Here is a 24,830-nt window from a genome sequence, read left to right on the forward strand (position 1 = left end):
TTCAGTCGTCGTTGGTGATCGTGCCGGTCGCCAGGGGGTCGGCCAGCCGCAGGCCGGGCACCCCGGCCACCAGCAGGGTCAACTTCTCGTCCGACTCACGCCGCCGGTCACCCCGCACGGTGACCGGGAAAGCCACCGAGGTGTCACCGGCGGCCAACACCCGGCAACCGGCGTACGCGTCGAAGTCCGAGCCCGCCTGCGCCGTGAGGCCGACGGTCGCGGCGCAGAGCAGCACCGGCTGGGACAACGGACGGGACACGGTCGCCGTGAAGGTGAGCTGACGGGTGCCCTGGTCGCCCTCGACCACCGACGTGTCGGCGACGGTCAACGACGCCCGGGACCGGAAACGGGCCACCTGCGGGTCGTGGTCGCTGGAGCCCCGCGACCCGTCACCAGTGAACTCCGCCGGCCAGTCGGCATTGACGTGCGCCGCCCGCACCTGCACCAGGTCACCGTAGAGCGCGTCGTTGACGAACAGGTGGTCGAGAGTCTGCGCCTGCCCCTCGAAGCTGTACGAGTAGGCCGACGCGGGCACCTGTGCGACGAGGGTGTCCCACAGGTTGTGCAGGCCGGCCACGTAGAGCGGGGCGAGCTGGTCCGACGGCGTCGGCTGCGCCGCGGTGGCGATGGGATCGTCCGGGCGGGGGAAGACGTTCAGGTCCCCGCCGTAGACCACCCGGGCGCTCCGATCGGACGCCTCGATCGCGGTGACGATCGCCGCGCCGTACGTCGCCTGCTCCCGCCGCTGCCCGATCCGGCCGTCCGGGCCGGAGGAGTAGTGGTTGCTCAGCGCGTACAGGGTGAACCGCTCGGCCGCACCGGGCGCCGCGGCGACCGTGAACTTGCCCAGCTGGGGTGCCCGGGTGAAGACGTTGTTCCCGTCCTTGCCGGTGGAGGTGTCCACATCGGCCGGCAGCACCGCGTTGAGGGCCTTCGGGTTCTGCACGTCGGCGTTGCCCGGCAGCCCGGGGGCCCGGTACTGGACGGTCGGCGCCGAGCCGAGCAGCGGGTCGTTCGCCGTCGCGGCCGCCAACGACAGCCGGTCCGTGCGGTACAGGAACGCGGCGGTGATACCGCGGGCGTCCGCGCCGGTCCGGTCATAGGTCGCGGCGTACGCCGGCCCGCCGGCCGCCGCCACCGCGAGCGCCAACTCCTGGATGCTGTCCGGAGCACCGTCGGCGTTGTTGGTGTCGCCGCAGGCCAGCGCCGCACCGGAGACCGTGCAGATGTCCTGGTCCTCGGCCTCCTGCACCAGGATCAGATCCGGCGCGTGCAGATCGGAGACGATCTGGTCGGCGAGCGACGTCAGGTGCTCCCGGTAGTCCGCCTCGCTGCTCGGCACGTAGTCGAACGGCGGGCTGACGCCCGGGCAGCCGGAGTTGCCGGCGAAGTCGCAGCCGTCGAACGGGTCGTCGCGGTAGTCGTACAGGTTCTCCACGTTGTACGTGGCGACCGCTACCTCCTGGGAACGGTCCGCCGGCTTCGGCGGGTTGTTCTTCGACGGGTCGGCCCCGGCGTCGAACTCGGCCCGCTCGACCTGCACGCCGTACTTCTCGAACGAGTAGTAGACGCCGCCCACCGCATCCGCGCGCAGGGTGTCGAAGGTGTGCGCCGGCGGGAGCAGCGCGGTGCTGTCCCCGGCGGTGCCCTTCACGCCCATGCTGCCGAGCAGCACGCGCTGACCGTTACCATCGTCGAAGCGGCGGCTCGGGTCGTTGTCCAGCGGGTGGGAGTCCCGAAAGACCCGTCGGGCGTACGGGTCGGCGCGGTCGAGCAGCGGGTCGTCCCGGTCGACGACCCACAGCTCCGCGTCCGCCGTGGACGAGAAGACGTCGCGACCGCTCACCGCGCCGCTGCCCGCGCGGACGCGCAGCCGGGCGCCCTCGTGCCGCTCCCACCAGCGCTGCGCCTCGGTCAGCTCGACCGGTGGCACCGCGTCGGTCACCGCGACAGTCGTGTCCACGTCCAGGCCGGTGGCGATCTGGCGGACCAGCGACGCGCCGGAGAGCTGGGTGAGGTTGTAGTACTCCGACACCCGGGCCCGGAGCACCACCTCGTCGCCGACCGTCGGCACGTAGCCGCCGATCAGCGAGGTGAACGTGCCCATGAACACGAAGACGCCGTCGGAGCTGGTCGGGTCACCGTCGGTGTCGCCGCTGCGGCTCTGCAGGAAGAACCCGTTCTGCTCCGCCCCGGCCGCCGTCCGGGCGAGCGTCAACTGGGTGATCACGCCCCGGACGTCGTACATCGTGCTGCTGGTGCCGTTGCCGCTCGCCGGTGCGAGCGGTGACCGGTCGGCGGGGCCGGACTCGGCGTCGGTGGTCGGACCCTGCACCTCGCCGACGGTCAGCTCCCGGGTGACCTGCACGGCCAGCGCGCAGGTGGCGGTGCCACCGCCCGCGTCGGTAGTGGTCACGGTGACGGTGTACGCCCCGGCGGTGAGGTCGGCGCTCGCGCTGATCGTGGCGCGGGCGGTGCCGCCCACCTCGTCGGCCGGGGTGAACGCGGTACGGGTGATCGAGCCGGAGGCAGGGCTCGGGCTGATCGCGGTCACCGCCAGGTCGACGATCGTGTCGTCGGGGTCGACGGCGGTCACCTCGCGGCTCGCGGCCGTCCCGGCGGCGGTGACCAGCGGCCCACCACAGGTCAGTGTGGCCGGCGCATCGACCGGGCCGCCGCCGTCCACGGTGTGCGAGCCGAGCCCGTCGAAGGTGTCGACGGGCAGACCGGTCCACTGCGCGGCCGGGTCGAACGCGTCCGACGGATCGGTGTCGCCCGACGTCACCGTGGGCAGCCGGCGCAGCGTGTTGTCCGCCGTGCTCGTCGCGCCTGTGCCCCACTCGGCACCCGGGTCGACGCCCACCTGGCCGATCGAGTCGAGCACAGTGGTGCCCCGGCGCAGCACTATCGCGTCGTCGCCGTTGAACAGGCTCGCCCCGGTGGTCTGGTCGGCCTGGGCGAGGATGGCCGCCCCGGCCGAGGCGCTGGCGAACACGAACGCGTCACCGGCGGCCACGGTCCCGGCCAGCGCGATGCTTGTCGGTGTGGTGGAGCCGTTGAAGTAGAGCTGCAACTGGTAGCCGCCTGCGGTGAGGTCGACGGCGGCGCCGGTGCCGTTGAACAGCTCGATCGCCTTGTTGTTCGACGAGCCTTCGACGTACTCCGAGATGAACAGGTCGGTGGGCGCGGCGCTGGCCGCGGTGGGTGTGACGCCGAGGGCCGTGACGGTCACTGCGGCGGTGGCGATCGCGAGCGCTGCTGTCGTGCGGCGCGGGCGCATAGGGCCTCCACGATGGGTGGATGGGAGTCAACGCACGTTAAGGGGCGTAACCGTCCATCGTCCATCCCCCACCGGACAGTTTCGTGAATTCCTCAGCGCGGCGGGTCGAGGCGGTGCACCAGTTCGGCGACGTCGACGCTGTATTCGCACCAGTCCCGGTCGGGCCGGTAGCCCAGCTCCGCGTTGACCTTGAGCATCGCCTCGTTGGCCTGGGCGTTCCAGGTCTGCACCTCGGCCAGCTCCGGCTCGGCGGAGCGCAGCTCCAGCAGCATCCGCGCCTTGATCGCCCGGTCGATGCCGTAACCCCGGTGGTCCTGCGCGACGATCGTGTCGTACTGGTCGGCTCGGGTGGGGTGCTGCGCCGGCACCACGACCTCGGTCAGGCCGGCCACCTCGCCACTCTGCTCGTGCCGGGCCAGGACGATGTACGGCTTCATGCCCCGCCGGTGCAGGGTGTCCAGGCTGTCCCGCAGCCGCTCCGGGTCATACGAGCTGGGACGCAGCTCGCCGTCGTCGACGTCGCGCACCTCGGCCTTGGCCCGCGCGTACGACTCGATCAGGTCGTCCGGTGGCCCACCGGGATAGAACTCCAGGTGGTAGCCCGCGCCGATCCCGGTGGCCATCTCGGCCAGCTCGGCCCAGTCCACCGAGGTCAGGTCGAGCACGCTGCGCGTCTCCACGTACTCCCGGGTGAAGCCGAGCGACTCGTAGAAGCCCACCGCCGGCGTGTCGCCGACCACCTCGACCCCGATCGACTGGAAACCCTCCTGGTAGACGCGGCGGGCGGCGCGCAGCACCAGCTCGCGGCCGAGGCCGTTGCGTCGGACGGAGGGATGCACCAGCACCTCGAGCACCCCGATGTCACCGAGGAGCAGCACGTGGACCTGCCCGAGGACGGCGCCCGTCTCACCGGGAGCGGTCGGCTCGGCCTGAGCGAGCCAGGAGATCCGCCGCTCACCGGGCATCACCTCGCCGAGATACTCCCGCAGGGAGGTCTCCCGCCACGGCGGGTCCTGCGGCAGATCGGCCGCCAGCACCGCGTTCAGCGTTGTCAGCAGCGACGCGATCTCGGCGGACGACGCGGTCCTGGGGTCCCACTCGCGCACCATCACCCGTCTAGCTTGCCGCTAACGGCTGCTCGGGGGAAGTGTCCAGTTCTCCAATGTACGCGGACGATCACATCACGTGCGGCTGGCCCGTCCGTACCGGTCAGCGGTGTCGTAGACGGCCTTGGCGTACTGGCGCACGTCGTTGTACGACAGAATCGCGTTCCACCAGTCGCCCGGGATGCTGAGGTTGCGGCCGCCCTTGCACAGGTAGTTGCCGGCCGCCAGAGCGGCGTCATCCAGGTCGTGCGGGTCCTTGACGCCATCCTGGTCGGCGTCCGCGCCGATCTCCTGCCAGGTCGTCGGGATGAACTGCATCGGCCCGATCGCGCGGTCGAACGTGCTGTCCTTGTCCAGGGCGCCGCGGTCGGTGTCGATGATCCGCATCCGGCCGCCGTTCCCGTCCAACGGCAGCCCGATGATCTGGGGCAGCGCCTTGCCGTCCGCCCCCAAGCGCGCGCCGTTGGCCGAGCCGTGCCCGGACTCGACCTGGCCGATCGCTGCCAACGTCGTCCAGCTCAGCGCGCAACTGCGATTGGTCTGGGCGAGCATCACCTCGGCGTACCCGTACGCCTGCACGGCGGTCGCGGGAATGTTGACCTTGGCGGCGACCTGCTGCGCCCAGGCGGCCAGGGAGTCCGAGGGACGGCCGCCGGCCGTCGGACCGACGGTCGGCCCGGTCGGCATGCCGCCGCTGGGGAACGCTCCGGTGGGGAGCGGCGCGGTCGGCATCGGCCCGGTGGGCAGGGGCCCGGTGGGCAGCGGGTCGAGGGGCACCGCCGGCGGCAGGGCCACGGTCGGCGCGGCCGTGACGTCGGCCACCGGTCGGGATCCCCGGATGGTCGCCGGGACGAGCAACGCCCCCGCCGCGGCGGTCGCGGCCACCAGGACCAGCAGGAAGACTCCCGGGACCGTGAGTCGACCGCTGGGCCGGCGGGCCCAGGCGCGGGTCGCCCGGGCGGCGGTCACCGCGGCCTGACGTGGCGGTGGCACCCGTACGGCGTGCGCGAACGGCACCCGCCGCCGACGGCCACGTTCGGGCACCGGCACCACGGCGACACCGTCCACCTTGGTCGCCGTCAGGTCGGTGGCGGTCGCGCCCGCCGCTGTCGCGGTGTCGACCTTCGCGGTGTCGGTCTTCGCGTCGTCGACCTTCGCGTCGTCGACCTTCGCGTCGTCGACCTTCGCGTCGTCGACCTTCGCGACGTCGACCTTCGCGTCGTCGGTCTTCGCGTCGTCGGTCTTCGCGCTCTCGGCCTCCGCGGTGTCCGCTCGCGGGTTGTCGGTCTTCGGGGCTCCGATGCTGTCGGCCTTCGCGGTGTCGCCCTCGGCGTCGTCGCGCGTCGGGCTCTCGGCCTTCGCGTCGTCGGCCTCCGCGTCGGCGCTGCCGGCGTCGGCTGCGGTTGGGGCGTCGGGGTCGGTGGTGTCCGAAGAGGGCTTCGCCGGGGCGAGGTCGCCGGTGGCCCCCAACTGGTCACCGGTCGGGGCACCGACGTTCGGGGAAAGGGGTGCGTCGGTGGTCACGGACGTCGCGGGGGCCTTGGCCTTCGCGTCGGTCGTGCCGACGCGAAGCCAGGGCCGGCGGGGGCGGGGCACGGCCGCGGGCGCCGGATCCGGTGCGGCGCCCGACTCGGCCAGCGGCCCGTCCAGCGGCGCGGCCGGCCGAAGCGGTTGCACACGCGTTTTGTCCTCGCCGTCCACCACCCGTCGAGTATCACTCATGTCCCCGGCGAGCGTCAGGCCCACGTACCCTGATCGCCATGCCCCGGTACGAGTTCCGCTGCCGCGCCTGCGGCGACACTTTCGAGGTCAACCGTCCGATGGCGGAGGCCGGCGCCCCGGCCACCTGCCCGCAGGGTCATGCCGACACGGTCAAGCTGCTCTCGGCGGTGTCGGTCACCGGTCGGGGCGCTGGTGGCGCGCAAGCTCCCGCTGGTGGCGGTGGCTGTTGCGGTGGTGCCTGCGGCTGCTGAGCTGGCGTTCCGGTGGCCGGCCGGTGGGCTGGCCTTGCCGGGAGCGGGTTCGAGTGGCACCTTGAGGCGGCACGTGCCCGGCCGTTCTCACGATGCGTGACCGCTCGGAGTCAGGCAGCATGAACCCGACGTCACGGGCGGAGGTTCCACGCATGTCGCCACGGATCCAGCTCCCGAGCGGTTGGGTGACCTTCGTGTTCACCGACATCGAGGGCTCGACCCGGCTGGCTCAACTGCTCGGCGCGGACTACCGCCCGGTGCTCGCCGAGCACCGCCGGTTGCTGCGCCGCACCCTGGCCGCCACCGGTGGCGCGGAGCTGCTGACCGAGGGCGACTCGTTCTTCCTGGCCTTCGACGACGCGGCGGCGGCGCTGACCGCCTGCCTGACCGCCCAGCGGGCGTTGGCGAGCCACGACTGGCCCACCGAGGAGGCCGCGCCCCGGGTGCGGATGGGCTTGCACACTGGTTACGCCGAGCCCCGCGACGGCGAGTACGCGAGCCCCGAGGTGCACCGGGCCGCCCGGGTAGCCGCCGCCGCGCACGGCGGTCAGGTGCTCTGTTCGGCGTCCACTGCCCGTCGGGCCGATCCGCTGCCCCCGGGCGCCACCCTGCTGGACCTGGGCCTGCACCGGCTGCGTGGCTTCGACGACCGGGAGCGGCTGTTCCAACTGGTCGCGCCCGGCCTGGAACGGCAGTTCCCCCGCCCCCGCACCGCCGACGCGGTGGCGCACAACCTGCCGACCCAGGTGACCTCGTTCGTCGGGCGGGAGGTCGAGCGGGCCGAGCTGGGCCGGTTGGTCGAGCGGCACCGACTGGTCACCGTGCTGGGCGCGGGTGGCGCGGGAAAGACCCGGCTCGCCGTGGAGTTGGCCGGTAGCGTCGTCGAGGCGTACCCGGACGGGGTCTGGTTCGTCGACATCGCCGCGGTGACCGACCCGGGGTTGGTGGCGTTCGCCATCGCCGCGGTGCTCGGGCTGCGGCCCGAGCCGGGCCGCCCGATGCTGGACACCCTCGTCGAGTACGCGGCCGCCCGCCGGATGCTTGTCGTGCTGGACACCTGCGACACACAACCGGCCGCCTGCGGCGAGGTCATCTCTCGGCTGCTCTCGGGCGGGGGCGGGGTGCGGGTGGTGGCGACCAGTCGCGAGTCGTTCAGCCTGCCCGGCGAGGTGGTCTGGCGGATCCCGCCGCTCTCGGTCGATCCCCGTCCGGACGGCGTGGAGAGCGACGCTGTCGCGCTGCTGCTGGACCGTACGGCGGCGGCCCGTGGCGGTCGGCGGCCCGATCCGTCCGAGTCGGCCGACCTGCGGCGGGTGGTGCAGCGGCTGGACGGGCTGCCACTCGCCATCGAGTTGGCGGCCGCCCGGCTGCGGGTGCTCTCGGTGGGTCAGCTGGCCGAGCGGTTGGACGACGTCCTCGGCACGTTGGACGCCGGCCGGGAGGATCCGGATCCGCCGCCGGTGGAGCGGGGCTGGTCCGGCAACCAACAGGACACCGTGGACCTCGTGGCAGCGGCGATCGGGACACCGCCGCCCACCCCGGCGAGCAGGGCCGTGCAGCGTTCGGCCACCGAACGGCACCTGACCATGCAGGCGACCGTCACCTGGTCGTACCGCACGTTGGGGCCCCGGGCCGCGCGGCTGTTGCGTTGGCTGGCGGTCTTCGCGGGGCCGGTGGATCTGCCGACTGTGGAGTGGCTGCTGGGCGACGACCCGCTGGATCCACTGTCGGTGCTTGTCGACAAGTCGATGGTGTTGGCCGAGCCGCGCGCCGCCGGCAGTTCGTACCGGATGCTCGACCCGATTCGGGCGTACGCGGCGCGGCGGCTGGCCGAGGCGGGTGAGGAGCAGGCTGCCCGGGACCGGCACGTGGCCTGGTCGGCGCACGCGCTGGAGCGGGCCCACCTGGGGCCGGACGGCCGGCCGGTGACGTTGTCGCTCTACACCCTCGACCCGCTGGCCGACGAGCTGCGGTCCGCGTTGCGCTGGTGTGCCACCGGCGGCAGCGCCCGTGCCGGTCTCCGCCTGGCCGGTGGGCTGGACCAGTGGTGGCGTGAGCGCGGGCTGGCCCGGGAGGGCCGGCTCTGGCTGTTCCGGCTGTACGGACGGATCGCCGAGACCGGCGAGCGGATCCCGGACGCGGAGCTGGCGGCGGCGTACCACATGCATTCCCTGCACGCCGGCGCCGACGGCGAGTTCGCGGAGGAGCTGCGCTACTCGCAGCGGGCGGAGGCGGCCGCCCGGCAGGCCGGCGACGCCGGGCTGCTGGCCCGGGTGCTCGCCGGCCGGGCCGCGCCGTTGGTGGACATGGGCCAGTTCTTCGAGGCCGAGCGGGTCTGTCGGGAGGTCATCGACTGGGCCCACGGGCAGGACGTGGTCGGCGAGGCGCTGTTCGCCGTGTTCAGCCTGGCCGAGCTGCTGTGGCGGCGCGGCGCGCTGGAGGAGGCGGCGGAGCTGCTGGGAGCGGCGCGTCCGGTGGAGGCCGCCCGGCCGGTCGAGCGGGGCCGGCGTTCGGTGGACATGCTGCTCGGGATGGTCGCGCTGGCCAGGGGCGACGTGATCGCCGCGCACGAGCACCTGCTGGTGGCGTTGCGCTCACGGATGGGGCACGGCTACCACGGCCGGGCGTGCGACACGCTCAACGCGATCGCGGTGCGTTGCGCTCTCGGTGGCGACCGGTTGACCGCCGCCCGGCTGTTCGGGGCGGCCCAGGCCACCCGGGCGAGCATGCGAGCGACACCGGGCATCTACGGCGGCTACTGGGCCGACCAGCAGGCGGAGCTGCGGGCGATGGCGGGTGACGCGGCGTTCGACGACGCGTACGGGGAGGGCGCCGAGATGGGCCTGGACGAGGCCGTGGCCCTGGCGCTGGACGTGGAACACCCGGACCTGGCGGCGGATTCGACCCGCTTCAGCACCGACCTGTCCCAACACGCGCCGCCCCCGCACCCGGCGGACCCCAACCGCCACCACCCGGCAACCCGAACGGAACGCGCCTGACCTCCCACCGATGACCATGAAGTTGTTGCCGCGACACGCCGGGCGGACGGGCAACAACTTCATGATCAACGCGACGGGTGGGGTGGGGTGGGTTAGTGGGTTGCGGCCTTGGCCTCGGCTTGGGCCTTCATGCGGGCGGCTCGGTCGATGTCGGCCTGCTGGACGGCTGCCACCGAGCCGAAGATGTGCACCGCCTGGTAGTACGTCCAGGCCAGGCTGTAGCAGGCCGGGCGGACGACAGTGTTGTACGTGGCGCAGACCCGCTTCAGGTCCGCGTAGAAGGCGTTGTCCAGGCGGGACTTGTTGGCGGAGAACTGGCCGACCGCCTTGTAGTTGCGGTAGCCGAAGTCGTGCCGGTAGCAGCTCAGGTTGAAGGTGAACCCGAGCGGGTTGTCCGGGCTGGACGAGCAGTAGTCGGTGGACCAGTCGAAGTTGTACTCGGTCCAGGGAGCCCGGTTGACGCGGGCGCTGTTCCAGGAGTTGTAGCTGGACGCGCTGGTCTGGGTCCAGCTCGACAGCACGGACAGTCGCTCCGCGGGGGTGACGGCGGCGGCGGGGGAGGCGACGGCGAGGGTGGCGAGCAGCGCGAGCGCGCCCGAGGCGAACAGGGTGGCGAGACGTCGGGGCACGGTTTACCTCCGCGGGGTGAGCGGTGGGACGGAAGTTACCGGCGGGTTACCGGATGTCGATGAGTGTCGATCAGCTGATCAACTGGGCGGTATGTGCGCCGCCAACTATTGGTGACATACGTTCAAACAGACGAATGCCCCGGGTGCGCGAGGCACCCGGGGCATTTCGCGGAACGGGTCAGTGCAGCAGGAACGCCGGCGGGCTGGCCGGGCTCTCGTTGGCGGTACGGTCCAGCGCCGTCACCCGGTAGGTGTACCGGCGGCCGGGCTCGGCCGTCGTGTCCACCCAGGACTGGGCGCCGCCGGGGGTGGCCCGGACGGTGTCGACGAGGTGCGTGGCGTCCGCCGTGGCGCACCGCCCGGGCAGGGTGGTGCCGTCGAAGCGGTAGATCGCGTACGACGTGGCCGTGCCCAGCGGGCCCACGCCGTCGGCGGGCTGGCGCCAGGTCAGCCGCACCCCGTCGGCCTCCCGGGCGACCCTGGTGACCACCGGGAGGAGCAACGGCTTCGCCGGCAGGTGCGGCATGGCCGGCACGAGAGCCGGGCGGGAGTAGTGCTCGGCCGCGTAGATGTCGGTGGCGCCGAGCCGGTTGGCCCGCACCTGGACGGCCGAGAAGTGCACGTTGCCCTGCACCTCGGGGTACGACCGGTTGAGCGTGAGGTGGTCGGACAGCTCACGCGGGTTCTGCCAGTACGGCCCGTACGCCGGATCGCCGCTCTTGTAGTCGGCCTGGCCGATGTAGAGCTGGACCCGGGTGCCGCGCACGGTCTCGGCCCACCACGGGACCAGCCGCGCGTAGTCGGCCGCCGGGTACTGGCCGATGTACCAGTAGAGCTGCGGCACCACGTAGTCGATCCACTCCTGCTTGACCCACTTGCGGGTGTCGGCGGAGATGATGTCGTACGACTGGCTGCCGGTGGTGTCCGAGCCGAGCGGGTCGGCGCTGGCGTTGCGCCAGATGCCGAACGGGCTGACGCCGAACTTCACCCACGGCTTCGCCGCTTTGATCTTGCCGTTCATCTCCTGGATCAGCAGGTTGATGTTGTCCCGCCGCCAGTCCGCCCGATCCGTGAAGCCCCGGTTGTACGCCGCGAAGGTGGCGTCGTCGGGCACCTGCCAGGTGCCGCTGGGGTAGGGGTAGAAGTAGTCGTCGAAGTGCACGCCGTCGATGTCGTACCGCTTGACCGCGTCCATCATCGCGGTCTGGACGAACTCGCGGACCTCGGGGATGCCGGGGTTGTAGTAGAGCCGGCTGCCGGCCACGCCGGCCGGCGGGTAGGCGAAGGTCCAGTCCGGGTGCTGCCGGGCCGGGTGGCCGGGCGCGAGCTGGCTGACGTCGGCGCCGGCGCCGCCGGGGGCCGGCATGGAGACGCGGTACGGGTTGAACCAGGCGTGGAACTCCAGGTTGCGCTTGTGCGACTCGGCGACCAGGAAGGCCAGTGGGTCCCAGCCCGGGTCCTGGCCGCGTACGCCGGTCAGGTACTCCGACCACGGCTCGTACGGCGAGGGCCAGAGCGCGTCGGCGGTCGGTCGGACCTGCACCACTACGGCGTTGTGGTTCAACCGCTCGGCGAGGTCGAGCAGTTCCCGGTATTCGGCCTGCTGGGCGGCGACCCGGTCCGGGCTGGTCTGGGACTCCTTGCTGGGCCAGTCGATGTTGACCACCGACGAGATCCACATCGCCCGAAACTGTCGCTTGGGGGTGGCCGGGTTGGTGACGCAGGTCGGGGTGGTGGGGGTGGTGGTGGCGTTCGCGGGGGTGGCGGCGGCGAGTGAGCCGAGCAGAACCGCGGCCAGACCGGCGGCTGTGAGTCGGGTTGCTTTCATGCGGTATGTCCCTTCATTGGGGCTCCCGTGCACTGTGGGTGCGGCAAGATTCGCCGCTGCCTATCTGCGTACAGAAGGAAATTTTCACAATCGCGTCGCCACCGCAAGTATTCGTGGTTGACCATTCCTCCGGCTGGGTAGCACGGCGGTCACCGGCCGCTGCGGTGGTGGCCGCACGGTGGGGAGGGGTGAGCGCATGTCCGTGCTGCGAACCAAACCAATCAAGGACGTCATAGCCCAGGGCGACGCCGACGGCACCGACGGCGGACTCGGGCTCAAGCGGCGGCTCGGCGCGATCGACCTCACCGGCTTCGGCATCGGCATCGTGATCGGCACGGGCATCTTCACGCTCACCGGGATCGAGGCCCGCGACAGCGCTGGTCCGGGCGTGGTGATCTCCTTCGCCATCGCCGGCGTGGTCGCCCTGCTCGCCGCCCTCTGCTACGCCGAGCTGGCCTCCAGCGTGCCGACCGCCGGCAGCGCCTACACCTACGCGTACGCCACGATGGGCGAGATCGTCGCCTGGATCATCGGGTGGGACCTGCTGCTGGAGTTCGCGCTCGGTGCGGCGGTGGTGGCCCGCGGCTGGTCCGGCTACCTCGCCGAGCTGCTCGACCTGCCGACCCGGTGGTTCGGTGAGGAGGGCAGCACTGTCAACATCGGCGCGATCGCCATCGTGCTCATCCTCGGCATCGTGGCGATCGTCGGCATCCGGGAGTCCGCCCGGATCACCAACCTGCTGGTGCTGGTCAAGGTGTCGATCTGCGTCTTCGTGGTGGTCGCCGGCCTGTTCTTCGTGAAGGCGGCCAACCTCACCCCGTTCATCCCGCCGGCCGAGCCCGCCGGCAGTGGCGACGACGGCATCAAGCAGCCGGTGACGCAGGCGCTGTTCGGGTTGGAGCCGTCGGTCTTCGGCTTCGTCGGGGTGCTCAGCGCCGCTGCGGTGGTCTTCTTCGCGTACACCGGCTTCGAGGCCGTCGCCAACCTGGGCGAGGAGACGCGCAGGCCCAAGCGGGACCTCACCCTGGGTCTGCTCGGCACGCTGCTGATCTCCACAGTGCTCTACATCGGTGTCTCGCTTGTGGTCGTGGGGATGGTGCCGTACACCGAGATCGACCGGGGCGCCCCGATCGCCTCGGCGTTCGAGTCGGTGGGCGCCGGCTGGGCGGCGACGCTCGTCTCCATCGCCGCGGTCGCCGGCCTGACCAGCGTCATCCTGGTCGACCTGGTGGCGATGGGCCGGATCGGCTTCGCCATCGCCCGGGACGGCCTGATCCCGCCCTCGATCGCGGCAGTGCACCCGCGGTGGGGCACCCCGTACCGGATCTCGGCGATCATGACGGTGGCGGTCGCGCTGCTGGCCGGCTTCCTGCCGCTGTCCGCACTGGCCGACCTGGTCAGCATCGGCGCGCTCTGCGCGTTCGTGCTGGTCTCGATCGCGGTGCCGATCCTGCGCCGCAAGCGCCCCGACCTGGAGCGGCCGTTCCGGGTGCCGTTCTCCCCGGTGCTGCCGGTCGTCTCGGCGCTGGCCTGCTTCTACCTGATGCTCAACCTGTCGGTGGAGACCTGGCTGCGGTTCCTGGCCTGGATGCTGCTCGGCGGCATCATCTACTTCGGCTACGGCTACCGCCGCAACCGGCTGGCCCAGCACGAACCGGCGGTCGCCCCGGCGCCACGCGAACCGAGCGCCTGACCGATGTGCGGAGGGGCCGAGCGCCCCTCCGCACTCATCAGCTCAGGGCCGGGTCTGCGGCGTGGCCGTCGGACCCTTGACGACAGGCTTGCCGTCGACCCAGGTCACCTCGTCGAGCCACACCTGACGGCCGGGGTCGGTGCTGCCCTCCTGGCCCGGAGGCCAGGCGTGGTACAGCAGCCAGGTGCGCCCGTCCTTGACCACCATCGAGGCGTGCCCCGGGCCGGAGGCGGCCTCGTTGCTCTTCAGGATCGGGTTCTCGGCTCCCTTCACGCACGGGCCGGTCGGGCTCTCGCAGACCGCGTAGCCCTCGGCGTACTCGGCCCGGTCGTAGGCGTTGGCGGCGAAGAACAGGAGCAGCCGACCGTCCTGGCGGTGGAAGAACGGCCCCTCGATCAGGGTGCCCTCCCACGGCTCGGTCTGCTTGAGCAGCTTCGTCGGCTCACCGACGAGGGTCAGGCCGTCGTCGGCGAGGCGCTGCGACCAGATCCAGGTGTCCACCCCGATCGCGTTGCCGTCGTTCTTCCACAGCAGCCAGAGACTGCCGTCGGTGTCCCGGTACGGGCTGGCGTCTATCGCCCCGCCCAGGTCGGCCTGGCAGATCAGCGGGCCTGTCGCGTCGTCGGAGTACGGCCCCTGCGGCGCGCTGGCCACCGCCCGCCCGACGCACTGCCGGCCGGACTCCCGCCCGGCGACGGTGTAGTAGAGCAGGAACCGGTCCGGTGCCAGCTCGATCGCCTCGGGCGCCCAGGTCTTGCCGGGGTCCGCCCAGTCCGGCAGCGTCGGCAGGGCGTCCTCCGCCTCGGTCCAGTCGACCAGGTTCGACGAGGTGCGCACCGGGACGTTGTGGCCCTGCGAGTTGGTGTGGAACAGGTACCAGGTGTCGCCCACCTGGATCGCCTGCGGGTCCGGGGCGTCGGTGCTGACGACCGGGTTGGTGAACATCCTCGGGCCACTCCCGTTGCTCGTGTAGGTGGTCTCGTCACCGTCGGAACAGCCCGTGACGAGCAGCGCGGCGGCGAGAGTGATCGCCGCCGCGCCGCGTCGCCGGGCGGTCGAGCGCGTCATCCCTTGAGGCCGCTGCGGGAGACGCCCTGGATGATGTGCCGTTGCGCGAGCACGAAGAGGATCAGCACCGGCAGGCTGGCGAGCACCGCGCCCGCCATGATCACCGGGTAGTCGGTGACGTACGAGCCCTGGAGCAGGCCCAGGCCCGGCGGCAGCGTCAACTTCTCCGGGCTGAACAGCACGAAGATCGGCCAGAGGAAGTCGTTCCAGTTGGTCAGGAACGACAGCACGGCCAGGGTGGCCAACGCCGGCCTGGACAGCGGCAGCACCACCTTGACGAAGATCTGCCACTGGTTGGCGCCGTCGAGGGTGGCGGCCTCCTCCAGTTCGTTCGGCAGCGAGAGAAAGAACTGCCGCAGGAAGAACACCCCGAACGCGCTGGCCGCGCCGGGCACCACCACCACGGCGAGGGTGTCGATCCAGTTGAGCTGGTCGACGATCAGGAAGTTCGGGATGATCAGCGAGGTCGGCGGGATGAACAGCGTCCCGACGATCAGCGCGAAGGTCACCCCGCGTCCACGGAACCGCAGCCGGGCCAGGGAGTACGCGGCCATCGAGGCCGTCACCAGCACCAGCAGCGAGTGCAGCGTGGCCGCCACCATGCTGTTGAGGAACCAGCGCAGCACCGGGTTCGCCGAGTTGTTGAGGATCTGCTCGTAGCCGTACCCGGCGAGGGGGTTCGGCAGCCAGCTCGGCGGGATCTGCTGGGCGGCGGTGTAGGTCTTCAGCGAGGTGATGACCATCCACACCAGCGGGGTCAGGAAGATCAGGGTGAGCGCGACCAGAGTGGCGTAGAAGACGACCCGGCGCAGCCCGGAGGCGGAGCCGTTGGTGGTCGGCGTGGGCGTCGTCATGGCGGTCCCCTCAGTCTTCCCGGTAGCGGAAGAGGCGGAAGTTGGCGATGCTCACGACCGCCAGCAGCAGGGCGAACACGATGCTCATCGCGGCGGCGCGACCGGCGTCGTTGTCCCGCAGGCCCTCCTCGACGATGAACCACACCACTGTGCGGGTCTCCGTGCCCGGCGCTCCCTGGGTGATCAGGAACGACTGGCCGAACATGTTCGCCGAGGCGAGCACCGTCGTGGTGATCACGAAGAGCAGCACCGGCCGCAGCCCGGGCACTGTCACATTGCGGAACCGCTGCCACGCGTTGGCACCGTCCATCCGGGCCGCCTCGTACAGCTCCGGCGAGATGTCCTGCAGACCGGCCAGGTAGATCACCGCGTTGAAGCCGGAGGTCCACCAGACGGTCACCCCGACCAGCGAGATCCACGCCCACGGCATGTTGGTCACCCACGGGGTGTCCGACGGCAGGCCGACGACTCCGAGGAGCCGGTTGACCAGGCCCAGGTTGGCGTCGAGCAGGAACCGCCAGAGCAGGCCGATCACCGCCACGCCCAGCACGTACGGGGCAAAGTAGATCGCCCGGAAGAAGGTGCGGCCCGGGAAGGAGCGGTTCAACAGCAGAGCCAACCCCAGCGGTACGACCACCAGCAGCGGCACCGACAGCACCGTGAAGATCGCGGTGGCCCGGACGCTCTCCCACCAGTCGCCGTAGACGGCGGAGTCGCTGGAGAACAGCTCCGTGTAGTTGTCCAACCCGACGAAGGGTCGGTTGGGCAGCTGGAAGTCCCACTGGTGCACGCTCAGCCAGAGGCCGAGGATGATCGGCAGCAGGCCGAAGACCCCGAACAGGACCAGGTACGGGGCGAGGAACAGGTATGGCGTCGCCCGTCCGGTCCGGCCCGCCGAGGCGCCCCGGCGGGCTGCGTTGGCCGCCGGGGGCGGCGCGTCACCGCGCGCCGCCCCGACCTCGATCACGTCCGCCACGGGTTATCAGCTCCCGTACTTCTTGCGGTTGTCCTCGAGCTGCTTGTTGGCCTTGGACACGCCGTCGTCGAGCGCCTGCTTGGGCGACTTCTTGCCCAGCGCGGCCTCGTTGAACGAGTTGTAGAAGGTCGTCATGACCTCGCCCAGGCCCGGCGCCGCCGGCGGGAAAGCCGCGTACTCCAGCTCGGGGGCGAGCGACGAGATCTCCGGCAGCGCCTTGAACTCGGCGCCCTCACGGACCTCCTTGCGGGCCGGGATCTGCCCGCCCTTGGCCCAGTCCAGCGAGTGCTGGCTCAGCCAGTTGATGAAGACCTTCGCCCCGGAGACCTTGTTGGCGTCGTTGGCGCGCTGCTTCACGATCGTGAAGTTGTGCGAGTTGGCCCAGGCGGACGGCTTGCTGCCGATCTGCGGGAGCGGGGCGACACCCCACTGGACCTCGGGGCTCTTCTTGAGGTCGTTGATCTGCCAGATGCCGTTCCAGGTGAAGGCGTTCTTGCCGCTCTTGAACGCCAGGTAGTCGGCGTCCTGCCCGACGTTGGCCGGCGAGTAGCCCTGCTTGATCATGTCGACCAGCCAGGTGCACGCCTCGACCGCCGGGTCGGAGTTGAACGTCGCCTTGGCCACCTCGGCGTCGAAGAGGGTGGCGCCCCACTGGTTGAGCAGGGAGTAGAACGTCATGCCGCCGGTGAACTGGAACGGGCTGACCCAGAAGCCCTGCACACCGGCCTTCTTCAGCTCGGCCAGGGCCGCCGTGTAGTCGTCCTTCGTCGCCGGCGGCTTGTTCGGGTCGAGGCCGGCCTTCTGCATGACGGCCTTGTTGTAGTAGAAGCCCAGCGGGTGCATGTCCAGCGGGATGCCGTACCGCTTGTTGTTGTAGATCCCGCCCTTCCAGACGGTCGGGGCGAAGTCGCCCTCGGAGAGCTCCAGGTTCTTGGCCACGTCGTCCAGCTCGGTGATCACGCCACGAGCGGCGAAGGTGGCGAGCTGGTCCATGTGCATGACCGCGATGTCCGGGCCGTTGCCGCTGGAGGCCGCACCGGGAAGCTTGTTGTAGTAGTCCTCCCACTGGTACGTGGCCACCGACACCGCGATGTTCTTGTGCTCGGTGTTGAACTGGTTGACCAGCGCCTTGAAGATGTCGCCGTCGCCGCCGGTGAACCCGTTCCACAGCTTCAGGTCGACCTTCGGGCCGGTGTACTCCTTGCCGCCGTTACCGGCGGCCGGCCCGGAGGTGCTGTCGCCGCCGCCGCAGCCGGCGAGGGTCAGCGAGGCCGCGGCACCGATTCCGAGACCGAGGCCGAGCAGGCGTCGCCGGCTCATGTCGTTCTGGATCATGCTGTATCTCTCCTTGGAGGGGGACGGGATGAATTGTGCCTGCTCAGAACCGGTACGACATCAGACGCCGGTCGGGCCGAAGCGCAGCACGCTCCACGACACGGCGGGCAGACGCACAGTGCACCGGCCGCCGTCGGGGGTGGGGGTGGGCAGTTCCCGCGGCGTCACCCGGTCGGGCTCGGCCTCGGTGTTCGTCGCCGACGGGTCGGACCCGGCGGCGATGCTCTGGAAGGAGTAACCGGATAGTCCGGGCAGGCCGCGCAGGTCGATGTCCACTGCGAGGTCCGTCGTGTCACGGTTCGTCGCGAAGACGGTCAGCTCGCCGGTCTCCTCGTCGTGCACGGCGACCGTGTCGAGCACCGGCACGTCCCCGTACTTCTTCGTGTCGTAGCGCGGCGACACCGGCTCGGTGCGCAGCACGGTGCCCCGGGCGTACCGGGCGGTCAGCGCGAACGGGTGGAAGATGCTCTGCCGCCAGGCGGGGCCGCCGTTGCGGGTGCGGATCGGCGCGATCACGTTGGCCAACTGGGCCTGGGCGGCGACCCCGACCCGGTCGGCGTGCCGGAGCAGGGTGATCAGCAGGTCACCGACCACCACCGCGTCCACCGCCGTGAAGTCGTCCTCGATCAGCGCGGGCGCTTCGACCCAGCCACGCCGGTCCAGGTCGGCCTGGAGGCGGGACTCGTACCAGACGTTCCACTCGTCGAACGAGATCTTCAGCTTGCGCTTCTGCCGCTGCCTGGCGGCCACGTGGTCGGCGGTCGCCACGACCTCGGTGATGAAGTTGTCCATGTCGACGGCCGACGCCAGGATGCTGGCCTGGTCGCCGTCGGACGGGTCGTAGTAGGTGTGCGCCGAGATGTAGTCGACGTGCTCGTAGGTGTGCTCCAGCACTGTCGCCTCCCACGCCGCGAACGTGGGCATCCGCCGGTTGGAGCTGCCGCAGGCGACCAGGCTGATCGACGGGTCGATCATCTTCATCGCGCGGGCCGCCTCGGCGGCCAGCCGCCCGTACTCGTCGGCGGTCTTGTGGCCGACCTGCCACGGGCCGTCCATCTCGTTGCCCAGGCACCACAGCCGCACGCCGTACGGGTCCTCCGCGCCGTGCTTGCGGCGCCTGTCGGACAGCTCGGTGCCGCCCGGGTGGTTCGCGTACTCCAGCAGGTCGAGCGCCTCCTGGACGCCGCGGGTGCCCAGGTTGACCGCCATCATCGGCTCGACGCCGGCCTCGGCGGCCCAGGTCATGAACTCGTCCAGCCCGAACGCGTTGGTCTCGATCGTCTTCCACGCCAGGTCGAGCCGGCGCGGCCGGTCACCGACCGGGCCGACGCCGTCCTCCCAGCGGTAGCCGGAGACGAAGTTGCCGCCCGGGTAGCGGACCACCGAGACGCCCAGCTCACGGGTCAGGTCCAGCACGTCGCGGCGCAGGCCGCGGGAGTCGGCGTTGGGGTGGCCGGGCTCGTAGATGCCGCCGTAGACGCACCGCCCCATGTGCTCGACGAACGAGCCGAAGAGACGTCGGTCGGCCGGCCCGATCTTGAAGGCCGGGTCGATCGTCAGCTGCGCGGTCCGCAAGGGATGCCACCTTTCCTCAGTGCCGGAACCGGGTGACCGCAGTCACCGCCCACCCGGCGTCCCTCGTTTCTACAACGTTGTAGGCAACGTTGTAAAGAGCTGCTGACGAGGTATGGTGCGCTGGGTTACATCGGGGAGGTTGCGGCGTGCGACACAGGCTCAAGGACGTGGCCGAACGGGCGGGCGTCTCGGTGAAGACCGTCTCCAACGTGGTGAACGGCTACGTGCACGTACGTCCGGACACCCGGGCCCGGGTCGAGGAGGCCATCGCCGAACTGAACTACCGGCCCAACCTCTCGGCCCGTCACCTCCGCAAGGGGCGTACCGGGGTGATCGCCCTGGCGGTGCCGGAACTGGACATCCCGTACTTCGCGGAACTCGCCCGCTACGTGGTCACCGCCGCCGCCGACTACGGCTGGACGGTGCTCATCGACCAGACCGGCGGCCGGCGCGAGCAGGAGCGGGTGGTCGCCTCCGGCATCACCGACCACCTGATCGACGGGCTGATCTTCAGCCCGCTGGCGCTCACCGCCGAGGACCTGGCCGGCCTGGACGGCACCCCGATGGTGCTGCTCGGCGAGCGCGTCGACCACGGCCCCGCCGACCGCGTGGTGATCGACAACGTGACCGCCGCCCGCGAGATCACCGACCACCTGATCAAGCTCGGCCACCGTCGGATCGCGGCCATCGGCTCGCAGCGCACTGACGAGGGCGCCAGCGCCCGCCTGCGCCTGGCCGGCTACGCCGAGGCGCTGCGGGCCGCCGGTCTGCCCTACGACGAAACCCTCGTGGCGCCCGCGCCGGCCTGGCACCGCGCCGACGGCGCGGCCGCGATGCGCGGCCTGCTCACCGCCGGCGTACGCCCCGACGCCGTCTTCTGCTTCAACGACACGCTCGCCCTGGGCGCCCTGCGTGCCCTGCACGAGGCCGGCCTGCGGGTGCCCGAGGACGTGGCGGTGGTCGGCTTCGACGACATCGAGGACGGCAGGTTCTCGATCCCGACCCTGAGCACTGTCGCACCGGACAAGGAGCGGATCGCCCAACTGGCAGTCGAACTCCTTGCCCACCGCCTGGACGGCGACCGCGCCGCCCCGGCGAAGGAGCTCTCGGCCCCCTACCGCCTGGAGATCCGCGAGTCCACCCAGGCCCCGTAATCCCGGACCGGGTTCGGCCGTCTGCCGGTGCTCAGTCGAAGAAGCGGGCCAGGTGGGACGGGGGTGCCGGGTCGGCCTCCGGAGGCAGGGGGGTCAGGTCGGCGAAGATCGAGGCGCCGTCGCAGCCCGCGTGCAGCGGGTACCACCGGGGCGTGCCCGGCGGTCGGAGCTGGCAGATCCCCTTGAACGTCTGCACGTCCATCAGCCGGACGTGCGTCGGGTCGGCGACCGCGTTCACGTGCCCCCACCAGGGGCTCATAACGTGAAGGACGCCACCCGGCCGCAGTACCCGGTGGCACTCGTCCACCAGCGGCAGGAAGTCGATCAGGTGCTCCAGGATGTGCACCGCGAAGAGGACGTCCACCGACTTGTCCGCCAGCGGCAGCGAGCCGGACAGATCCGCGACCGCGTCCACCCCCGGCGCCGGGTAGATGTCCAACCCCAGGTTGCTCGACCACTGCTTGGTCGGCCCGCAACCGAGGTCCACCACCACCGGCTCCCGGTCACCGACGCCGACGCGGCACCAGACGCCGTAGACGCCGGCCAGCCGCCCCACCAGGTCGCGGACCAACCGCAGCTCGGCGGGCTCGGCCACCTCCCCGGTGAGGTGGGCGACCCCCCGGTCGAAGCGCACCTCGACCGCCAGAGCGCGCAGTCGGTCGTCGTGCCGGACCTGGTCCGCCCACGCCTGCGCGAGGGATTCGTCGATCAACCGCAGCCGGTCGGCCGAGGGCGGAGTCTGTGCCAAAGCGACCATTCGGGCCACCTCCCGCCGCGCGTTACCCGCCCACGCGCCCGGTATTCCCGTTTCCGCCGTTTCGTGATTGCCCGGCTGTCGGCTGGCGTGTCGGCCGTCCGAGGCACCTCCCGGTCGAGGGTGATGACTGGGCGGCATCAAGATGCCGCCCAGTCATCACGCTCATCGGGGGGTGGCCTCGCGGAGTGGGGCCGCGCCGATCCAGGCGTCCGCGACGGCGGTCAGCCGGACAGGGTGCGACGGCTGCCGCGCATCCGCTGGCGGGGCTGCGGGGCGGCGGGCTTCGGCCGCTTCAGGTGGTAGCGGTGCAACTCGTTGTTGCCGGGCAGGGACGGGTCCTCGCTCATCGCGACCAGTTCCCAGCCCTGGTCGCCGGCCCGGTTCAGGTGAGCCAGCGCGGTGTCGCCGTACGGCGTCACGTCGACCATCGAGCCGTCCGGACCGTACCAGACGAAGACGACCTCCCAGCCGAGGTCGTTGGTCGCCGCCTGGCGGCGGCGGACCAGCAGGGCGTACTCCCACTTGAGCATGGCGTCATTCTGACCCCGGCCCGGCCCTTCGGCACGGATCAATCCTCGGCGATCCGTCCGGCGTCGACCCGCAGCCGACGGTTCGTCTCGATGGCGGCCAGCATCCGCCGGTCGTGGGTGACCAGCAGCAGCGTGCCGGGGTAGCTGGCCAGCGCCGATTCGAGCTGTTCGATGGCGGGCAGGTCGAGGTGGTTGGTGGGCTCGTCGAGCACCAGGAGGTTGACCCCGCGCCCCTGGAGCAGGGCCAGCGCCGCGCGGGTCCGCTCGCCGGGGGAGAGGGTCGCCGCCGGCCGCGGCACGTGCGCCGCCCGCAGCCCGAACTTGGCCAGCAGGGTCCGCGCGTCCGCCGGCGTCAGGTGCGGTACGGCCGCGTGGAACGCGTCGATAAGCGGCACGTCGCCGAGGAACAGCCCCCGAGCCTGGTCCACCTCGCCGATGACCACTCCCGGCCCGAGCGAGGCGGTGCCCTCGTCCAGCGGCAGCCGCCCGAGCAGCGCGGCCAGCAGGGTGGACTTGCCCGAACCGTTCGCACCGGTCACCGCGACCCGGTCCGCCCAGTCGATCTGGAGGTCCACCGGCCCGAGGGTGAAACCTCCCCGGCGTACCACCGCATGTCGCAGCGTGGCCACGACGGCGCCGGCGCGGGGCGCGGCGGCGATCTCCATCCGCAGCTCCCACTCCTTGCGGGGCTCCTCGACCACGTCGAGTCGTTCGATCAGCCGTTCGGTCTGCTTGGCCTTGGCGGCCTGCTTCTCGCTCGACTCGCTGCGGAACTTACGGCCGATCTTGTCGTTGTCGGTGGCCTTGCGGCGGGCGTTCTTCACGCCCTTCTCCATCCAGCCACGCTGGGTGCGGGCCCGCGCCTCCAGGCCGGCCTTCGTGTCGGCGTACTCCTCGAAGTCGGCTCGGGCGTGCCGCCGCGCCACCTCGCGCTCCTCCAGGTAGGCCGCGTAGCCGCCGCCGAAGTGATTGATCTGCTGCTGCGGCAGGTCCAGCTCCAGCACCCGGGTCACCGTGCGGGTGAGGAACTCCCGGTCGTGGCTGACCAGCACCGTGCCGGCGCGCAACCCGGTGACGAACTCCTCCAGCCGCTCCAGGCCGGCCAGGTCCAGGTCGTTGGTCGGCTCGTCGAGCAGGAACACGTCGTACCGGCTCAGCAGCAGCGACGCCAGCCCGGCGCGGGCCGCCTGACCGCCGGACAGCCCGGTCGTCGGGTGGTCCAGGTCGACCGCGAGGCCCAGGTCGGCGCTCACCTGCTCGGCGCGCTCGTCCAGGTCCGCGCCGCCGAGGGCGAGCCAGCGCTCCAACGCGTCGGCGTACGCGTCGTCGGCGCCCGCCGCCCCGGCGGTCAGCGCCTCGGTGGCCGCGTCCAGCGCCGCCTGCGCGGCGGTCACCCCGGTCCGGCGGGCCAAAAAGTCGCGTACCGTCTCGCCCGGTCGCCGTTCCGGCTCCTGCGGCAGGTGCCCCACGCTCGCGGTGGGCGGGCTGAGTCGCACGCTGCCGGCCTCGACCGGCAACAATCCGGCGAGGGTACGCAGCAGCGTCGACTTGCCGGCCCCGTTCGGCCCGACCAGGCCGACCACGTCGCCCGGGGCGACGACCAGGTCCAGCCCGAAGAAGAGTGGGCGGTCCCCGTGCCCGGCGGCCAGGTCCTTGACGATCATCGTGGCGCTCATCAGGACGGCAGCCTATCCGGCTGCCCGCATAAGAGCCGACGGCAGCGGGCAGACTCAACGACGTGGTGACCACTCTGGCGATCGACTGCGGTGGCGGGGGCATCAAGGCGTCGGTCCTCGACGAGGCCGGCACGATGCGCGCCCGGCCGCTGCGGGTGCCGACCCCGTACCCGCTGCCGCCCGCGCTCTTCGTCCAGACCCTGCTGGAGCTGGGCGGGCGACTGCCCACGGCGGACCGGCTGACGGTCGGCGTACCCGGGATGATCCGGCACGGCGTGGTGGTGGCCACCCCGCACTACGTCACCCGCAGCGGCCCCCGCTCCCGCGTCGACCCGGACCTGCTGGCCGAGTGGTCCGGCTGGGACGCGCGGGGCGCGCTGGCCGACGCGTTCGGGGTACCCGCGCTGGTGCTCAACGACGCCGAGGTGCACGGTGCGGGTGTGGTCGCCGGTACCGGCTGCGAACTGGTGTTGACCCTGGGAACAGGGCTGGGCAGCGCCCTCTTCGACGGCGGCGTGCTCGCACCGCACCTGGAGCTGTCGCACGCGCCGGTGCGCTGGGGCACCACGTACGACACGTACGTGGGGGAGCCGGAGCGTCGGCGGCTCGGCGACGCCTTCTGGTCCCGGCGGATCCGCCAGGTGGTGGACGGGCTGCGCCCGGTGTTCCGGTGGGACCGGCTCTACCTGGGCGGGGGCAACTCCCGGCTGATCCGGCCCGAGCAGCTGACCCGGATGGGCGACGATGTGGTGGTGGTGCCGAACACAGCCGGGATCGTGGGCGGCGTCCGCGCCTGGGAGCTGGCCGCCGGCCGCCGGGACGCCCGCACCTGACCCGATTTCGACACGGGGAACAGTCGCCAAACGCCCAGTGTTGTGCCAGCGTCGGAACAGGTGACGGCGCGACCCGAGGAGGTGGGCAGATGGATCTTCTGGCGGACTACCGGCGGGCGACCATGTTCTTCGAGACCGGTGACCCGAGCGGAGCGGCCCGACTGCTGGAACCGATCGTCGACGCCGAACCCGGCAACGCGGCTGTCCGGCAGCTGCTGGCCCGGGCGTACTTCCAGTCGGCCCAGCTCAACCGGGCCGAGGAGCAGCTGCGCGAGCTGGTCGACCGGGACCCCAGCGACCACTACGCGCACCACGTGCTCGGTCGGACGCTGGAGCGGCTGAACCGGCACACCGACGCGCTGCGGCACCTGCGGATCGCCGCGGCGATGTACGCGGCCAACGACGACTACCGGATCGCGCTGCAGCGGGTGGAGACCCGGGTGGGCGGCACGCGCTGAGCGCAGAACTGGTGACGAGCAAGGGGCGGTCCTACGGGCCGCCCCTTCGTCGTCCGGCGGGCGGGCCGACGGGCGTGCCTAGGATGGCGGACATGGGACCTGACCG

At 71.5% G+C, this 24,830-nt stretch carries 19 protein-coding genes; 6 read left to right on the forward strand and 13 right to left on the reverse strand.

Annotated features, from left to right (window positions below):
- Window position 1: 1 nt before the first annotated feature.
- The 3 genes from B0E54_RS06725 to B0E54_RS06735 form a co-directional block, all read right to left on the reverse strand.
- Complete coding sequence (locus tag B0E54_RS06725) at window positions 2-3,280, reverse strand: lamin tail domain-containing protein (RefSeq protein ID WP_234582384.1); 3,279 nt, start codon at window positions 3,278-3,280, stop codon at window positions 2-4.
- 92 nt (window positions 3,281-3,372) lie between these two features.
- Window positions 3,373-4,389: a GNAT family N-acetyltransferase gene (locus tag B0E54_RS06730; protein ID WP_234582435.1), complete on the reverse strand. Its 1,017-nt coding sequence runs from the start codon at window positions 4,387-4,389 to the stop codon at window positions 3,373-3,375.
- A 72-nt stretch (window positions 4,390-4,461) separates the two neighbouring features.
- Window positions 4,462-6,063, reverse strand: a complete 1,602-nt coding sequence (locus B0E54_RS06735; RefSeq protein ID WP_234582385.1) for a lytic transglycosylase domain-containing protein — start codon at window positions 6,061-6,063, stop codon at window positions 4,462-4,464.
- A gap of 83 nt (window positions 6,064-6,146) precedes the next feature.
- Between B0E54_RS06735 and B0E54_RS06740 the strand changes: the two genes are divergently transcribed.
- Window positions 6,147-6,359, forward strand: coding sequence for a zinc ribbon domain-containing protein (locus B0E54_RS06740; protein WP_234582386.1), 213 nt, complete (start codon window positions 6,147-6,149; stop codon window positions 6,357-6,359).
- Window positions 6,360-6,511: 152 nt separating this feature from the next.
- The gene (locus B0E54_RS06745; protein ID WP_234582387.1) at window positions 6,512-9,358 is read left to right on the forward strand and encodes an adenylate/guanylate cyclase domain-containing protein; all 2,847 of its coding nucleotides are present in this window, start codon (window positions 6,512-6,514) and stop codon (window positions 9,356-9,358) included.
- A gap of 92 nt (window positions 9,359-9,450) precedes the next feature.
- Here the strand turns inward: B0E54_RS06745 and B0E54_RS06750 are convergent, their stop codons facing one another.
- On the reverse strand, window positions 9,451-9,987 hold the full coding sequence (locus tag B0E54_RS06750) for a phospholipase (protein ID WP_234582388.1): 537 nt from the start codon (window positions 9,985-9,987) through the stop codon (window positions 9,451-9,453).
- Window positions 9,988-10,165: 178 nt separating this feature from the next.
- A complete protein-coding gene (locus tag B0E54_RS06755; RefSeq protein WP_234582389.1) occupies window positions 10,166-11,815 on the reverse strand; it encodes a glycoside hydrolase family 10 protein in 1,650 nt (549 codons plus the stop codon).
- A 196-nt stretch (window positions 11,816-12,011) separates the two neighbouring features.
- Here B0E54_RS06755 and B0E54_RS06760 point away from each other — a divergent pair, with 196 nt between their 5' ends.
- On the forward strand, window positions 12,012-13,508 hold the full coding sequence (locus B0E54_RS06760; protein WP_234582390.1) for an amino acid permease: 1,497 nt from the start codon (window positions 12,012-12,014) through the stop codon (window positions 13,506-13,508).
- A gap of 42 nt (window positions 13,509-13,550) precedes the next feature.
- Here B0E54_RS06760 and B0E54_RS06765 read toward each other — a convergent pair whose 3' ends face one another.
- From B0E54_RS06765 to B0E54_RS06785, 5 genes are read right to left on the reverse strand one after another with little or no spacing between them, the layout of a single operon-like run.
- The gene (locus tag B0E54_RS06765; RefSeq protein WP_234582391.1) at window positions 13,551-14,576 is read right to left on the reverse strand and encodes a glycoside hydrolase family 43 protein; all 1,026 of its coding nucleotides are present in this window, start codon (window positions 14,574-14,576) and stop codon (window positions 13,551-13,553) included.
- On the reverse strand, window positions 14,573-15,430 hold the full coding sequence (locus tag B0E54_RS06770) for a carbohydrate ABC transporter permease (protein WP_234582392.1): 858 nt from the start codon (window positions 15,428-15,430) through the stop codon (window positions 14,573-14,575). Before B0E54_RS06770 ends, B0E54_RS06765 begins: the two co-directional genes overlap by 4 nt.
- A gap of 10 nt (window positions 15,431-15,440) precedes the next feature.
- Window positions 15,441-16,406: a carbohydrate ABC transporter permease gene (locus B0E54_RS32740; RefSeq protein ID WP_234582393.1), complete on the reverse strand. Its 966-nt coding sequence runs from the start codon at window positions 16,404-16,406 to the stop codon at window positions 15,441-15,443.
- Between the two features lie 6 nt (window positions 16,407-16,412).
- On the reverse strand, window positions 16,413-17,741 hold the full coding sequence (locus B0E54_RS06780) for an ABC transporter substrate-binding protein (RefSeq protein ID WP_234582394.1): 1,329 nt from the start codon (window positions 17,739-17,741) through the stop codon (window positions 16,413-16,415).
- 60 nt (window positions 17,742-17,801) lie between these two features.
- The gene (locus B0E54_RS06785) at window positions 17,802-19,316 is read right to left on the reverse strand and encodes an alpha-N-arabinofuranosidase (protein ID WP_234582395.1); all 1,515 of its coding nucleotides are present in this window, start codon (window positions 19,314-19,316) and stop codon (window positions 17,802-17,804) included.
- A 146-nt stretch (window positions 19,317-19,462) separates the two neighbouring features.
- Between B0E54_RS06785 and B0E54_RS06790 the strand changes: the two genes are divergently transcribed.
- The gene (locus B0E54_RS06790; RefSeq protein WP_234582396.1) at window positions 19,463-20,470 is read left to right on the forward strand and encodes a LacI family DNA-binding transcriptional regulator; all 1,008 of its coding nucleotides are present in this window, start codon (window positions 19,463-19,465) and stop codon (window positions 20,468-20,470) included.
- 31 nt (window positions 20,471-20,501) lie between these two features.
- Here B0E54_RS06790 and B0E54_RS06795 read toward each other — a convergent pair whose 3' ends face one another.
- The 3 genes from B0E54_RS06795 to B0E54_RS06805 all read right to left on the reverse strand — a co-directional run bounded on the left by B0E54_RS06795 (window position 20,502) and on the right by B0E54_RS06805 (window position 23,433).
- Window positions 20,502-21,227 carry a methyltransferase domain-containing protein gene (locus B0E54_RS06795; protein WP_234582397.1) on the reverse strand — a complete coding sequence of 242 codons (726 nt, stop codon included), beginning with the start codon at window positions 21,225-21,227 and terminating at the stop codon, window positions 20,502-20,504.
- 221 nt (window positions 21,228-21,448) lie between these two features.
- Entirely contained in the window at window positions 21,449-21,757 is a 309-nt protein-coding gene (locus B0E54_RS06800; RefSeq protein WP_234582398.1) for a hypothetical protein, read from the reverse strand.
- Window positions 21,758-21,795: 38 nt separating this feature from the next.
- On the reverse strand, window positions 21,796-23,433 hold the full coding sequence (locus B0E54_RS06805) for an ABC-F family ATP-binding cassette domain-containing protein (protein ID WP_234582399.1): 1,638 nt from the start codon (window positions 23,431-23,433) through the stop codon (window positions 21,796-21,798).
- 62 nt (window positions 23,434-23,495) lie between these two features.
- On the opposite strand from B0E54_RS06805, the gene B0E54_RS06810 reads away from it, so the two are divergent.
- Both B0E54_RS06810 and B0E54_RS06815 read left to right on the forward strand, forming a co-directional pair.
- On the forward strand, window positions 23,496-24,266 hold the full coding sequence (locus tag B0E54_RS06810) for an ROK family protein (RefSeq protein WP_234582400.1): 771 nt from the start codon (window positions 23,496-23,498) through the stop codon (window positions 24,264-24,266).
- Between the two features lie 89 nt (window positions 24,267-24,355).
- Window positions 24,356-24,724: a M48 family metallopeptidase gene (locus B0E54_RS06815; RefSeq protein WP_234582401.1), complete on the forward strand. Its 369-nt coding sequence runs from the start codon at window positions 24,356-24,358 to the stop codon at window positions 24,722-24,724.
- Window positions 24,725-24,830 lie beyond the last annotated feature (106 nt).

It is taken from the genome of Micromonospora sp. MH99, from assembly GCF_021442385.1.
In the GTDB taxonomy this organism is placed as follows: domain Bacteria; phylum Actinomycetota; class Actinomycetes; order Mycobacteriales; family Micromonosporaceae; genus Micromonospora.

Excerpts from the sequence above, each read along its gene's own strand:
- B0E54_RS06725 (WP_234582384.1), bottom strand. The coding sequence starts at position 3,280 with ATGCGCCCGCGCCGCACGACAGCAGCGCTCGCGATCGCCACCGCCGCA.
- B0E54_RS06730 (WP_234582435.1), bottom strand. The coding sequence starts at position 4,389 with ATGGTGCGCGAGTGGGACCCCAGGACCGCGTCGTCCGCCGAGATCGCG.
- B0E54_RS06740 (WP_234582386.1), top strand. The coding sequence starts at position 6,147 with ATGCCCCGGTACGAGTTCCGCTGCCGCGCCTGCGGCGACACTTTCGAG.
- B0E54_RS06745 (WP_234582387.1), top strand. The coding sequence starts at position 6,512 with ATGTCGCCACGGATCCAGCTCCCGAGCGGTTGGGTGACCTTCGTGTTC.
- B0E54_RS06755 (WP_234582389.1), bottom strand. The coding sequence starts at position 11,815 with ATGAAAGCAACCCGACTCACAGCCGCCGGTCTGGCCGCGGTTCTGCTC.
- B0E54_RS06760 (WP_234582390.1), top strand. The coding sequence starts at position 12,012 with ATGTCCGTGCTGCGAACCAAACCAATCAAGGACGTCATAGCCCAGGGC.
- B0E54_RS06765 (WP_234582391.1), bottom strand. The coding sequence starts at position 14,576 with ATGACGCGCTCGACCGCCCGGCGACGCGGCGCGGCGGCGATCACTCTC.
- B0E54_RS06770 (WP_234582392.1), bottom strand. The coding sequence starts at position 15,430 with ATGACGACGCCCACGCCGACCACCAACGGCTCCGCCTCCGGGCTGCGC.
- B0E54_RS06780 (WP_234582394.1), bottom strand. The coding sequence starts at position 17,741 with ATGATCCAGAACGACATGAGCCGGCGACGCCTGCTCGGCCTCGGTCTC.
- B0E54_RS06795 (WP_234582397.1), bottom strand. The coding sequence starts at position 21,227 with ATGGTCGCTTTGGCACAGACTCCGCCCTCGGCCGACCGGCTGCGGTTG.
- B0E54_RS06800 (WP_234582398.1), bottom strand. The coding sequence starts at position 21,757 with ATGCTCAAGTGGGAGTACGCCCTGCTGGTCCGCCGCCGCCAGGCGGCG.
- B0E54_RS06805 (WP_234582399.1), bottom strand. The coding sequence starts at position 23,433 with ATGAGCGCCACGATGATCGTCAAGGACCTGGCCGCCGGGCACGGGGAC.
- B0E54_RS06815 (WP_234582401.1), top strand. The coding sequence starts at position 24,356 with ATGGATCTTCTGGCGGACTACCGGCGGGCGACCATGTTCTTCGAGACC.